This is a genomic window from Amycolatopsis sp. WAC 04169 (genome assembly GCF_003947535.1).
GTDB lineage: Bacteria > Actinomycetota > Actinomycetes > Mycobacteriales > Pseudonocardiaceae > Amycolatopsis > Amycolatopsis keratiniphila.
This window is the reverse complement of record NZ_QHJI01000003.1, coordinates 158,865-171,992: the sequence shown is the minus strand read 5'-3', so window position 1 is coordinate 171,992 and position 13,128 is coordinate 158,865. Positions and strand designations below refer to the sequence as shown.

General features: G+C 71.6%; 11 protein-coding genes. 9 read left to right on the top strand and 2 right to left on the bottom strand.

Going from position 1 to position 13,128, the window contains the following annotated elements; all coding sequences use genetic code 11:
• Positions 1–176: 176 nt before the first annotated feature.
• Genes DMC61_RS08970 through DMC61_RS08935 form a run of 8 tightly spaced genes read left to right on the top strand, consistent with a single transcriptional unit; the run spans position 177 to position 10,554 of the window.
• Positions 177–1,682: a UDP-N-acetylmuramoyl-L-alanyl-D-glutamate--2,6-diaminopimelate ligase gene (locus tag DMC61_RS08970; protein ID WP_125688461.1), complete on the top strand. Its 1,506-nt coding sequence runs from the start codon at positions 177–179 to the stop codon at positions 1,680–1,682.
• On the top strand, positions 1,679–3,211 hold the full coding sequence (gene murF, locus DMC61_RS08965; protein WP_125688374.1) for a UDP-N-acetylmuramoyl-tripeptide--D-alanyl-D-alanine ligase: 1,533 nt from the start codon (positions 1,679–1,681) through the stop codon (positions 3,209–3,211). The genes DMC61_RS08970 and murF overlap by 4 nt, the downstream gene beginning before the upstream one ends.
• A complete protein-coding gene (gene mraY, locus DMC61_RS08960; RefSeq protein WP_125688372.1) occupies positions 3,208–4,293 on the top strand; it encodes a phospho-N-acetylmuramoyl-pentapeptide-transferase in 1,086 nt (361 codons plus the stop codon). Before murF ends, mraY begins: the two co-directional genes overlap by 4 nt.
• A 3-nt stretch (positions 4,294–4,296) precedes the next feature.
• Positions 4,297–5,700, top strand: a complete 1,404-nt coding sequence (gene murD / locus DMC61_RS08955) for a UDP-N-acetylmuramoyl-L-alanine--D-glutamate ligase (protein WP_125688370.1) — start codon at positions 4,297–4,299, stop codon at positions 5,698–5,700.
• The gene (gene ftsW / locus DMC61_RS08950) at positions 5,687–7,165 is read left to right on the top strand and encodes a putative lipid II flippase FtsW (protein WP_016332675.1); all 1,479 of its coding nucleotides are present in this window, start codon (positions 5,687–5,689) and stop codon (positions 7,163–7,165) included. The genes murD and ftsW overlap by 14 nt, the downstream gene beginning before the upstream one ends.
• The gene (gene murG, locus DMC61_RS08945) at positions 7,162–8,289 is read left to right on the top strand and encodes an undecaprenyldiphospho-muramoylpentapeptide beta-N-acetylglucosaminyltransferase (RefSeq protein WP_125688368.1); all 1,128 of its coding nucleotides are present in this window, start codon (positions 7,162–7,164) and stop codon (positions 8,287–8,289) included. The genes ftsW and murG overlap by 4 nt, the downstream gene beginning before the upstream one ends.
• On the top strand, positions 8,282–9,691 hold the full coding sequence (gene murC, locus DMC61_RS08940) for a UDP-N-acetylmuramate--L-alanine ligase (protein ID WP_125688366.1): 1,410 nt from the start codon (positions 8,282–8,284) through the stop codon (positions 9,689–9,691). The genes murG and murC overlap by 8 nt, the downstream gene beginning before the upstream one ends.
• Before the next feature lie 26 nt (positions 9,692–9,717).
• The gene (locus tag DMC61_RS08935; protein WP_125688364.1) at positions 9,718–10,554 is read left to right on the top strand and encodes a cell division protein FtsQ/DivIB; all 837 of its coding nucleotides are present in this window, start codon (positions 9,718–9,720) and stop codon (positions 10,552–10,554) included.
• 29 nt (positions 10,555–10,583) lie between these two features.
• On the opposite strand, the gene DMC61_RS08930 is transcribed toward DMC61_RS08935, so the two are convergent.
• A complete protein-coding gene (locus DMC61_RS08930; RefSeq protein ID WP_125688362.1) occupies positions 10,584–11,333 on the bottom strand; it encodes a TetR/AcrR family transcriptional regulator in 750 nt (249 codons plus the stop codon).
• A 95-nt stretch (positions 11,334–11,428) separates the two neighbouring features.
• Here DMC61_RS08930 and DMC61_RS08925 point away from each other — a divergent pair, with 95 nt between their 5' ends.
• Complete coding sequence (locus DMC61_RS08925) at positions 11,429–12,262, top strand: NAD(P)H-binding protein (protein WP_125688360.1); 834 nt, start codon at positions 11,429–11,431, stop codon at positions 12,260–12,262.
• Positions 12,263–12,320: 58 nt separating this feature from the next.
• Here the strand turns inward: DMC61_RS08925 and DMC61_RS08920 are convergent, their stop codons facing one another.
• Positions 12,321–13,085 carry a hypothetical protein gene (locus tag DMC61_RS08920; RefSeq protein WP_016332681.1) on the bottom strand — a complete coding sequence of 255 codons (765 nt, stop codon included), beginning with the start codon at positions 13,083–13,085 and terminating at the stop codon, positions 12,321–12,323.
• Positions 13,086–13,128: the final 43 nt, after the last annotated feature.

The window sequence follows — 13,128 nt, the reverse complement described above, 5'->3', positions numbered from 1 at the left end:
ACCGCTTCAGTCACCCGAATGCCGCGCCGGTAACCTCCTTGGCTGTGTCGGTGCCTACTTCAGATCCCCGCAGCGGTCCCGCCGTCGAAAGCGGGTCCGGCGCGACGGCTGCCCAGGTCCCGGACAGCCCGGTCAAGGCCGTCGCCGCACCCCCTCGTCCGGCCAGGATCGAGCCGATGCCGCTGGGCACGCTGCTCGCCAGGGCGGGCGCCCGGCTCGTGGTGGGTGGCGACGACTACCCGGCCGCGGCCGAGCTGACGGTCACGGGCAGCACGCTCCGCGCCCAGCACGTCCTCCCCGGTGACCTCTTCGCCGCGCTTCCCGGCGCCCGTGCCCACGGCGCGGACTTCAGCGACCAGGCCATCGCGGCCGGCGCGGCCGCCGTGCTCACCGACGAGGCCGGTGCCGAGCGTCCGGTGCTCCGCGACGCCGGCGTGCCGATCCTGGTGCACCCCGACCCGCGGGCCGCCCTCGGCGAGATCGCCGCCTGGATCTACGGGGAGCCGTCGCTGGAGCTGTCCGTCCTCGGCATCACCGGGACGTCCGGCAAGACCACGACGTCGTACCTGGTCGACGCCGGGCTCAAGGCCGCCGGGCTCACCACCGGGCTGATCGGCACGGTCGAGACCCGGATCGCGGGCGAGCGCCTCGCCAGCGGGTTCACCACCCCCGAGGCGCCGGATCTGCAGGCGCTCCTGGCGGTGATGGTGGAACGCGGCGTCACGCACGTCCCGATGGAGGTCTCCAGCCACGCGCTGTCGCTGGGCCGGGTCAACGGCACGCGTTTCGCGGTCGGGGCCTTCACCAACCTTTCCCAGGACCACCTGGACTTCCACAAGGACATGGAGGAGTACTTCGCCGCCAAGTCGCTGCTGTTCGACGGCCGGTCCACCGCCGAGGTGGTCGTCGTCGACAGCGCCTGGGGCCAGGCACTCCTCACCCCGCACACGGTGACCGTGTCCACCGAGCCGGGGACGGACGCGCTGTGGCGCGCCACCGACCTCAGCCCCACCCCGGCCGGCGAGCAGACCTTCACCCTGCACGGTCCCGAGGGCCTCACCGCCGCGGCCAAGATCCCGCTGCCGGGTGAGTTCAACGTGGCCAACGCCGTGCTCGCGGCCGCGATCCTCAACACCGCCGGTGTCCCGCTCGACGCCATCGCCGACGGGCTCGCCGCGGTCGAGGTGCCAGGCCGGATGGAGCGGGTCTACCTCGGCCAGCCGTTCACCGCGGTGGTCGACTACGCGCACAAACCCGCCGCGGTCGCGCAGGGGCTCGACGCGCTGCGTGCCCGCACCGAGGGCCGGATCATCACCGTCCTCGGCTGCGGCGGGGACCGCGACACCGCCAAGCGCCCGGTCATGGGCGAGGCGGCGGTCCGCCGCAGCGAGGTCCTGATCGTGACCGACGACAACCCGCGGTCGGAGGATCCGGCCGCGATCCGGGCGGCGATGCTGGCCGGTGCCCGCAACGCCGGGCCGGCCCTGGGTGGCGAGATCATCGAGATCGCCGACCGCCGGGAAGCCATCGTCCACGCGGTCGAGCTGGCCCAGCCCGGCGACATCGTGCTCATCGCGGGCAAGGGCCACGAGACCGGCCAGGAGGTCCAGGGTGTCGTGCACCCGTTCTCCGACGCCGAAGAGCTGGCCGCAGCCATCCGCAGACGTCTGGAGACAGTGTGATCGTGCTCAGCCTGGCCGAGATCGCCGCCATCGTCGGCGGGCGGCTGCATCGGACCGACGGGACCGCCGAGGTCACCGGAAGCGTCGAATTCGACACCCGTGAGGTCACTCCCGGCGGTCTGTTCATCGCGCTGCCCGGCGCGAAGGTCGACGGCCACCACTTCGCCGCGCGGGCCGTCGAGGCGGGCGCCGTCGCGGTGCTCGCGGCCCGCGAGGTCGACGCACCGGCCGTGATCGTGCCGCCGCTGGCGGCCGGCGAGGGGCACGAGCGGGCGTTCGCGCTGGTCTCGGACAAGGACGGCGCGGGCGCCGCGGTGCTGGCCGCGCTGGCCAAGCTCGCCCGGCACGTCATCCAGAAGCTCGCGGGTGACCATCTGACCGTCGTCGGGGTCACCGGTTCGGCGGGCAAGACCTCGACCAAGGACATCATCGCCCAGCTGCTGGAGCCGCTCGGCCCGACGGTGGCGCCGCCGGGCTCGTTCAACAACGAGCTGGGCCACCCCTGGACGGCGCTGCGGGCCGACGACTCGACGCGGCAGCTCGTGCTGGAGCTCTCCGCCCGCGGACCCGGCCACATCGCCGAGCTGGCGGCCATCGCGCCGCCGCGGATCGGGGTCGTGCTCAACGTCGGCACCGCGCACGTCGGCGAGTTCGGCTCCCGCGAGGGCATCGCCAAGGGCAAGGGCGAACTCGTCGAGGCGCTGCCGAGCGCGGAGGACGGCGGTGTCGCGGTCCTGAACCTCGACGACCCGTACGTCGCGGCCATGGCGAGCCGGACGAAGGCCCGCGTGGTGTTCGTCGGCGAGAGCGAGTCCGCGCAGGTCCGCGCCGCCGACATCACCCTCGACGGGGAAGCGCGCGCGTCGTTCCGCCTGGTCACCCCGGACGGCGAAGCGCCGGTGAAGCTGCCGCTCTACGGCGAGCACCAGGTCGGCAACGCGCTCAGCGCGGCCGCGGTGGCCCTGGAGATGGGCTCGACGGTCGAAGAGGTCGCCGCCCGCCTGTCGGGCCTCGAACGGCGCTCCGAACGCCGCATGGAGGTCACCACGCGGGCCGATGGCGTCACGGTCCTCAACGACTCCTTCAACGCCAGCCCCGAGTCGATGCGGGCCGCGCTCAAGGCGCTCGCGTCGATGAGCGCGAACCGCCGCTCCTGGGCCGTGCTCGGCGTGATGGGCGACCTCGGCGAGAACTCGGTCGAGGCGCACGACGGCATGGGCAGGCTCGTCGTCCGGCTCAACATCGACAAGCTCGTGGTCATCGGCCAGGCCGCCGCGGCCGCCCATCAGGGCGCCCAGCACGAGGGTTCCTGGGGCGAGGAGTCGGTACTGGTACCCGACGTCGACGCCGCCATCGCCCTGCTGCATGATCAGCTCCGCGCGGGAGACGTGGTGCTGGTGAAGGCGTCCAAGGCCGCCGCTCTGTGGCGGGTGGCCGATGCCGTGCTCGCCGCTCCCGTAACCGACGCTGAATCCCCTGTAGTAGCCCCTTCCCCCTCTCACGAACGCTCGAACGGTGGTGACGCGTGATCAGCATCCTGATCGCGGCCGCGGCGGGCCTGCTGGTCTCCATCCTCCTCACTCCCTATCTGATCCGGGTGTTCTCCCGGCAGGGCTTCGGCCAGGAGATCCGGGAGGAAGGACCGCAGGGACACAAATCCAAACGCGGTACCCCGACGATGGGTGGTGTCGCGATCATCGTCGCGATGGTCGTCGGGTATTTCGTGGCGCATCTGATCAGCGCGCTCAGCGGCGGCAACGGCACCGGCGGCCCGTCCGCCTCGGGGCTGCTGGTCCTCCTGCTGGCCGTCGGCCTCGGGCTCGTCGGGTTCCTCGACGACTTCATCAAGATCCGCAAGCAGCGCAACCTCGGGCTGAACAAGACCGCGAAACTGGTCGGCCAGCTCGTGGTCACGATCGCCTTCGCGATCCTGGCGCTGCAGTTCGCCGACGAGCGCGGGCTGACCCCGGCGTCGGAAAGCCTGTCCTACGTGCGGGACCTCGCGCTGATCACCTTCCCGTCGGTGTTCTTCGTGATCTTCTGCTACATCGTCATCTCGGGCTGGTCGAACGCGGTGAACTTCACCGACGGCCTCCAGGGGCTCGCCGGCGGCACCGCGGCGATGGTGCTGGCGACCTACGTCGTCATCGCCTTCTGGCAGACCCGCCTCTCGTGCGCGGTCACCCCGCAGGCCGCCTGCTACGACGTCCGCGACCCGCTGGACCTGGCCGTGGTGGCCGCCGCGGCGACCGGCGCCTGTGTCGGCTTCCTGTGGTGGAACGCCGCCCCGGCGAAGATCTTCATGGGTGACACCGGTTCGCTGGCCCTCGGTGGCCTCGTCGCCGGGCTGTCGATGACCACCCGCACCGAACTGCTCGCCATCGTCATCGGCGGTCTGTTCATGGTCGAGATGATCTCGGTGGTCGCGCAGATCGCCGTGTTCCGCACGACCAGGCGGCGGCTGTTCCGGATGGCGCCGTTCCATCACCACTTCGAGCTCGCGGGCTGGGCCGAAACCACCGTCATCATCCGCTTCTGGCTGCTTTCGGCCATCTGCTGCATGTTCGGTCTCGGCCTGTTCTACAGCGAGCAGCTCGGTCTCGGGGGTTAAGCGGTGGAGCTGGCCGGGCGTCACGTCCTCGTCGCCGGTGCCGGGGTCACCGGCAAGTCCATCGTCCCGGTCCTGAAGGACCTGGGCGCGCGGGTCACCGTCACCGACGGCAACGCCGAGCGGCTGGCGGAGCTCGAAGGGCTCGGCGCCGACCTGGTGCCGGGCCTGACCGAGCCGCCCGGAGACGTCGAGCTGGTCGTCACCAGCCCCGGCTGGAAGCCGACGTCGCCGCTGCTGGTGGCGGCGGCCGAAGCCGGTGTCGAGGTGATCGGCGACGTCGAGCTGGCGTGGCGCGTCGGACAGCTGCGCGACAAGCCGCCGGTGTGGCTCGCGATCACCGGCACCAACGGCAAGACGACCACGGTCGGGATGCTGGAGTCGATCCTGCGTTCCGCCGGGGTGGACGCCGTGGCCTGCGGAAATGTCGGTTTCGCGGTACTCGACGCGGTGCGCGCCGGGCACGAGGTGCTCGCCGTGGAGCTGTCGAGCTTCCAGCTGCACTGGTCGTCGACGCTGGCCCCGCTCGCGTCGGTGGTGCTGAACCTGGCCGAGGACCACCTCGACTGGCACGGCTCGATGGAGGAGTACGCGGCCGCGAAGGGCCGGGTCCACACCCACTCCCGCACCGTCGTGCACAACCTCCACGAAGAGTGGTCCGCCCGCCTCGCCGACGAACACGCGCCCGCCGACGCCCGCCGCGTCGCCTTCGGGATGGACACCCCGCGCCCCGGCGAACTCGGGATCGTGGAAGACCTGCTGGTCGATCGCGCCTTCGTGGCCGATCCGGCGACCAGCGCCGACGAACTCGGCACGCTGGCCGACGTGCGTCCCGCCGGCCCGCACAACGTCTCCAACGCGCTCGCCGCGGCGGCGCTGGCCCGCGCGTACGGCGTCACCGGCGAGGACGTCGCCAAGGGCCTGCGCGAGTACCGGCCCGCCCCGCACCGGGCCGAGGAGATCGGCGAGATCGACGGCGTCCGCTACATCAACGACTCCAAGGCGACCAACCCGCACGCGGCGAGCGGATCGCTGCGCGCGCATCTGAACGTCGTCTGGATCGCCGGCGGCCAGCTCAAGGGCGCTTCCGTGGACGAACTCGTCGGCTCGATCGCCGGAAGGCTGCGCGGAGTCGTGCTGTTCGGCGTGGATTCACCCGTGATCGCCGCCGCTGTCGCGCGACACGCGCCGGATGTCCCGGTGAACAGCCTCCCTTCGGGTGACGATGACACCATGACTGCGGCGGTGAAGGCGGCCCGCGCCCTGGCGCGCCCTGGAGATGTGGTGCTGCTGGCCCCCGCCGCGGCGTCGTTGGACATGTACTCGAGCTACGGCGCACGCGGCGACGCGTTCGCGAGCGCGGTCCGTGTCCTGCGCGACGGTGCGGGGGAGACCAGTGACGGCGGTTGAGGAAAGAAAACGCGAGCCCGCGCAGCGCAAACGGCGTGAACGCAAGGAAAGCCCGTTCGTCGCCTTCCGCACCGCGCTGACGGCCTGGCTTTCCCGGCCGCTGGCTTCGTTCCACCTGGTCCTGGCGCTCACCGGCGTGCTGACCGTGATCGGCATCGTGATGGTGCTGTCCGCGTCTTCGGTCGCCTCGTACAACCCCAAGACCGGCACCGGCGTGTACGCCCAGTTCAGCAAGCACCTCATGTTCGTCGCGATCGGCGCGGTGGTGTTCTGGATCGGGCTGCGGGTGCCGCTGGAACGCGTCCGGCGGTTGTCGGCGACGGCGACGGTGGTGTGCCTCGGGCTGCTCGTGCTGGTGCTGACCCCGCTCGGCTCCGAGGTCAACGGCTCGCAGGGCTGGTTCCGGCTCGGCGGGTTCGCCTTCCAGCCGGTCGAGGCGGCGAAGGTCGCGCTGGCCTTCTGGGGCGCGCACATCCTGGTGATCAAGTACAACATCATCAACCAGTGGCGCCATCTGCTCGTGCCGGTCGTGCCGATCGCGCTGCTGATGTTCGCGCTGGTCATGATGCAGCCCGACCTCGGCGGCACGATCACCCTCGCGGTCGTGCTGATGGCCCTGCTGTGGTTCGCGGGCGCGCCGAAACGGCTGTTCGGCGTCATCCTCGCGGGTGGCCTGGCCGGGATCCTGGTGCTGGCCATCATCGCCCCGTACCGGCTGGCGCGGGTCATGTCGTTCGTCTCCGGCGACCCGGACACCAGCGCGGACGGCTTCCAGGCCAACCAGGCGAAACTCGCGCTCGCCGACGGCGGGTTCCTCGGCAAGGGCCTCGGCCAGGGCCAGTCCAACTGGGGCTACCTGCCCAACGTGCAGAACGACTTCATCTTCGCCCTGATCGGCGAGGAACTCGGCTTCATCGGCTGCGCGGTGGTGCTCGGGCTGTTCGCCGGGGTCGCCGTCGTCGGCCTGCGGATCGCCACCCGCAACCTCGACCCGTGGATCCGCATCGTGGCGGGCACGCTGACCGTGTTCCTGGTCGCGCAGGCCGGGATCAACATCGGCTACGTCGTCGGCCTGCTGCCGGTCACCGGGGTCACGCTGCCGTTGATCTCCTACGGCGGGACGTCGCTGGTGATCACCATGCTCATCATGGGGATCCTGGCCAACGCCGCCCGGCACGAACCGGAGGCGGTGGCCGCACTGCGCTCGCAGGGGCCAGGTAAATTCGGACGCCTGCTGAGGCTTCCCGCGCCCGAGCCGTACCGCCCGCCAGCCAAGCGCAAGGGCGGCGCGGCCAGGGGAGGCGCCGCCAAGGCGGCGAGGCCCGCGCCGAGGACGGCGAGGCCTTCGCCCGCACAGGAGCGGCGCCGTTCGGTACGGGAGCCCGGCAGGAGGACGGCCGCGCGAACGGCGGTGAACCGCGGTACCGCGAAACGGGGTACCGCAAACCGGAGAGGTCATAGGTGAACAACCCCGTCAGAGGTGGCGCTTCAGGCGAGGTCGCCGGCAAAGCGCCGGTGGTCGTGGTCGCCGGCGGTGGGACCGCCGGGCATATCGAACCGGCACTCGCCCTCGCCGACGCGGTGATGCGCCTGCGTCCCGACGCGAAGGTGGTCGCGCTGGGGACCCAGCGCGGACTGGAGAACACGCTCGTCCCGGCGCGGGGCTACCCGCTGGAGCTGATCCCGCCGGTGCCGATGCCACGCAAGCCGACGCCCGAGCTGCTGAAGATGCCGCTGAAGGTCCGTGACTCGGTCAAGCGCACCCGTGAGGTCCTGGACCGGGTCGGCGCGGACGTCGTCGTCGGCTTCGGCGGCTATGTCGCGCTTCCGGCGTACCTCGCCGCGCGCGGCCGCACGCCGATCGTGGTGCACGAAGCCAACGAGAAGCCGGGCCTGGCGAACAAGGTCGGCGCGCGGTTCGCCGTCCGCGTCGCCGTCGCCGTCCCGGGGACGCCGCTGGCGAAGGCCGAGGTCATCGGCATCCCGCTGCGCCGCTCCATCACCTCGCTCGACCGGGCCGCGCTGCGCGCCGAAGCCCGCGAGCACTTCGGGCTCGACCCCGACGCCCCGACGCTGCTGGTCTTCGGCGGCTCGCAGGGCGCGGTGTCGATCAACGGCGCCGTCGCCGGCGCGGCCAAGGAGTTCGCGGACGCCGGTGTCGGCGTCCTGCACGCCCACGGGCCGAAGAACACCCTGGTCGTCCAGGAGTTCCCCGGGCGGCCCGCGTACGTCCCGGTGCCGTACCTGGAGCGCATGGACCTCGCGTACGCCGCCGCCGACGCGGTGCTGTGCCGCTCCGGCGCGATGACCGTCGCCGAGGTGTCCGCGGTCGGCCTGCCCGCGGTGTTCGTCCCGCTGCCCTACGGCAACGGCGAACAGGCGGTCAACGCCCGGCCCGCGGTCGACGCCGGTGCCGGGCTGATGGTCGACGACGCCGACCTCACCCCCGCCAAGGTCGCGGAGCTGGTGATCCCGCTGGTGTCCGACGCCGACCGGGTCGCGAAGATGAGCGCGGCCGCGGTCGGCCTCGGTCACCGCGAGGCCGACGAGACCCTTGCCAAGATCGTGCTGGAGGCCGCAGGTGCCTGATCAACTCCCCGACACGCTGACGCGTGCCCACCTGATCGGGATCGGCGGCGCCGGGATGAGCGGCATCGCCCGTATCCTGCTCGCCCGCGGTGCCCAGGTGTCCGGCTCCGACGCCAAGGAGTCGCGCGCGTTCCTCTCGCTGCGTGCCCAGGGCGCCGAGATCGCCGTCGGCCAGCGCGCCGAGAACCTCGACGCCTTCCCCGAGGGGCCGTCCTCGGTGATCGTGTCGACCGCGATCAAGGACGACAACCCGGAACTGAGGGCCGCGCGGGAACGTGGGATCACCGTGCTGCACCGCGCGCAGGCGCTGGCCGGGCTGATGGAGGGGCACCGCGTCGCCTGCATCGCAGGGACGCACGGCAAGACGTCGACGACGTCGATGCTGACCGTCGCGCTGCAGCAGTGCCGTCTCGATCCGTCGTTCGCCATCGGCGGCGACCTCAACGAGTCGGGCGCGAACGCGCACCACGGCGAGGGCGGGGTCTTCGTCGCCGAGGCCGACGAGAGCGACGGGTCGTTCCTGGCGTACTCGCCGTCGGTCGCCGTGGTGACCAACGTCGAGCCGGACCACCTGGACCACCACGGCACGGCCGAGGCGTACGTCTCGGTGTTCAGCGACTTCCTCGGCCGGATCGTGCCGGGCGGGCTGCTCATCGTCTGCGGTGACGACGAGGGCGCCTCGGAGCTGGGAGCGAGGGCGTCGGAGCAGGGCATCCGTGTCCGCCGCTACGGACGTTCGGTCACCGGCGCCGACGACGCGAAGGTGCTCGACTACGCCCCCGCGCCGGACGGCGGCGTCGTCCGGATCTCGGTGCAGGGCGAGGAGATCGTCCTCCGGGTCGCGGTGCCGGGTGAGCATATGGCGCTGAACGCGATCGCCGCGCTGCTGGCCGGGATCGAGCTCGGCGCGCCGGTCGAAGGACTCGCCGAGGGGCTCGCCGCGTTCGGCGGCGTCCGGCGGCGGTTCGAGTTCAAGGGTCGCGCGGGCGACGTCCGCGTGTACGACGACTACGCGCACCACCCGACCGAGGTCGACGCGCAGCTGCGCGCGGTGCGGACGGCCGCGGGTTCGGGCCGGGTCGTCGTGGTCTTCCAGCCGCATCTGTACTCGCGCACCAAGGCGTTCTCGAAGGAGTTCGCGGCCGCGCTGTCGCTGGCCGACGAGGTCGTCGTGCTGGACGTCTTCGGGGCGCGCGAGAAGCCGGAGCCCGGGGTGAGCGGCGCGCTCATCGCCGACCAGATCTCCGGTGTCCCCGTGCACTACCAGCCCGCGTTCGACGTCGCGGCGAAGCTCGCGGCGGATCTGGTCGAACCCGGCGACCTGCTGGTGACCATGGGCGCCGGCGACGTCACGCAGCTCGGCCCGGAGATCCTGGCCGAACTGGACCGGCGGGCGGGCTAGCCCATGACAACGCCCGGCGGCCAGCCATGACACAGACCGGGGAACGCCGCCGCCCGGCCGAACCCGGTCGGCGTCCGCGCTCCGAACGGGTCAAGCGGACCCCACGGGCCGAACGGACTCAACGGCTGAAGGAACGGCGCGGCAGGCGGACGGTGTACGACCGCCGCCGCACCGCCCGGCCGAACCGGCACAAGGAGCTGCGGCGGCGCTGGGTCGCGCTGCTCTCGGTGCTGACCGCCGTCGCGCTCGTCTACCTGCTGTGGTTCAGCTCGATGCTGGGGGTGCGGCAGGTCGACGTCGTCGGGGCGAGCTCCGTGCCCGCGGACCAGATCCGCGCCGCGGCGGCGGTGCCGGACCAGAAGCCGATGCTGCGCCTGGACACCGACGAGATCCGGGACAAGGTGGCGCAGATGCCCGGCATCGCCACCGTCGACGTCTCGCGGTCGTGGCCGAGCACCCTCGAGATCACCGTGACCGAGCGGAACGCGATCGCGTTCTTCGACAGCGGGCCCGGCGGCGACGGCGTGCACCTCGTCGACGGCGGGGGAGTGGTGTTCAAGACCGTCAAGGAACGGCCCGCCGGGCTGCCCGAGCTCAAGCTGCCGCTGGTGTCGGCCGACGACCCGGTGACCCGCGCGGTGACCGGCGTCCTCGGCGTGATCCCGCAGCAGCTGCTCAAGCAGGTCACCACCGCGACGGCGAAGACCCCCGGCAGCGTCGAGTTCGCGCTGGCCGACGGGAAGACCGTGCGGTGGGGGACCTCGGCCGACACCGAACGCAAGGCGAAGGTCCTGGCCGCGCTGCTCACCCGCGAGGGCAAGGTCTTCGACGTCTCGGCCCCCGATCTGCCCACCGTCTCCTGACGCGTTTCGTCCTCTGGATGCGGTAGTGCTCAGCGTGTGACGAGGGCTTCGATGCCGTCCAGCATGCGTTCCAGGCCGAACGCGAAGGTCTCGTCGGCGGCTTCGCAGGTGTCCGCGTCGTAGCCGCCGCTCTCCCAGATCCGCGTCATCGCCGGATGGCGCGTCACGTCGAAGTACTTCTCCCAGAACACCGACCGCTGGCCCCACCAGGCGTCCGTCGACTGCCCGGTCTCCTGCTCGACCTGCGCCGTCTCGGCGAAGAGCGTCGCGTTGGCCTGCACGTAGATCTCGATACTGTTCGCGGCCGCGGCCGCCTTGCGCGGCTCCAGCCCGATATCCGACACCGCCGCGATCACGTACTCCTGGCCGGCCATCAGCCCGGGTCCGAGCACCGGCCGCACCATCGACGTCGAACGCAGCCACGGATGCGCCCGGAACACGGCCAGGGTGCGTTCGGCGTAGAGCCGCACCTGCTCGCGCCAGCCGTCCGGCCGCGGATCGCCGGGGCCGGGGAGGTTTCGTTCGGCGAGCACGGAGTCGACCATGAGATCGAGCAGTTCCGTTTTGCCGGGGACGTAGGTGTAGAGCGTCATCGTGCCGGCGCCGAGTTCCTTGGCGATCTGGCTCATCGACACGGTCGCCTCGCCCGCGCGGTCGGCGAGCGCGACAGCGGTGGCGATCACCTGGTCGAGGGTCAGTTTGGGCTTGCGTCCCCTGGTCGGCTGCCGGGCTTCGCCGCGGTCACGCCACAACAGATCGAGGCTGCGCTCGAAGTCCATCCACACTCCACTCGGCCGTGAAGCTGGATTCTACATTCTCGTATGCGGTACGGTTAAACTGATCCCGTAGGGCGTACGAAAAGGAGTGGGGAATCGTGACGATCCTGGTGACCGGTGCGACCGGAAGCGTCGGCAGGCTGCTCGTCGACGAACTGGTGGAGGCCGGGGCGCCGGTGCGGGCGCTGACCGTCAACCCGGCGAAGGCGGCGCTGCCCGAGCAGGTGGAGGTCGCCAAGGGCTACCTGGGCAAACCGGAGACGCTGCCGGAAGCCCTCGAAGGCATCGAGACCGTGTACCTGGCACCGCTCGCGGCCAAGGTGGACGACTTCGTGAAGCTGGCGAAGGAGGCCGGAGTGCGCCGTGTGGTGGCGCTGTCGGGCAGCAACGCCGACGACCCGGCGGAGAATTCGAGCGGCGTGGACTACGCGATCATCGAGAAGGCCGTTAAGGCGGCGGGCTTCGACTGGACGTTCCTGCGGCCGGGCGCGTTCATGAACAACACGCTCGGCTGGGCGGAGACGATCAAGGCCGAGCGGGTGGTCCGCGAGGCCTACCCCGAGTCGCGGATGACGCCGATCGACCTCGCGGACATCGCCGCCGTCGCGGCGCACGTCATCCTCACCGAGGGGCACGTCGGCAAGAAGCACACGCTGAGCGGGCCGACGGCGATCAGCCAGCGCGAACAGGTCGCCGCCATCTCGGCCGCGCTCGGCGAAGAGGTGGTCTTCCAGGAGCTCACCAGGGAAGAGGCGAACAAGCAGTGGGCCGCCGCCGGGATCCCGGCCGAGATCGCCGAGTGGCTGCTCGACGGCTTCGCGTACTTCACCGAGAACCCCGACAAGCCGACCGGCGTCGTCCAGGAACTCACCGGGCGGCCCGGCGTCACCTATGCGGAGTGGGCGGTGGCGAACGTCGAAGCCTTCCGCTGATGTTTGGCCTCGTGAGTGGTAAGGACGGTTAGAACCGTCCTTACCACTCACGAGGCCCTCAGCGGGCTCGGCGCGGGAGGCGGGTCGGCAGCGGAGCGCCCCGCGGCTGGTCCGAAGCGGGCGGCGGGGACGACGGCTGGGGCAGCGGGGGAGGGGCCTGCGATTCGCGGGGCCAGGCCGGGGTGATCATCGCCTGCGCCCCGACCCGGCGGACGGGCAGCCCGTGCGACTTCCGCGCGGGCAGCCCCGGCCAGATCTCGCCCGCCTCCTTGGCGGCGTCGCGGATGGCGGTGCCGTCGAGCGAGGTGCGCGACTCCTCGATGTCGCGGTCGAGCCACTGGACGATGAACTCCAGCGGCCCGTCGGGCGGCAGCGGCCACAGGAAGATCTCGTGGTCGACGTGGAACGCCGAACCGCCCAGCCCCTGCGCGCGCAGCACCGGCTGGTCCGGTTTGGTGGCCGACGGCACGGAGATGGTCTCCGAACTGGCCCGCCTCCCGTCGGGGAAGAGCACCCCGACCAGCAACGCGTTGTAGTCCGGGACCCGGCGGTGGTCGATCAGGCCTTCGCCGGGTTCGTCGAGCAGGAGATCCCGCGAGTACACCGACAGCTGGAAGGACACCGACTCCGGCCACACCTCGATGCCGCGCAGCGCCACGATGGTCCGTTCGGCCCGGCCCAGCGGCATCGACCAGGGCAGGATCGCCGGGACGATGTACTCGTGCGGCGTCTCCACCCAGGGACGGCCGTTGTAGCCGAACAGCTCCTGTTCCGGCACCGGGAACAGGGGGCGGCTGCGCGGACCGTCCGTGAAGAAGCTCATCGCGGCGCGGCGGAACGCGGGGTGAAGCTGTCCGACCTGCCGT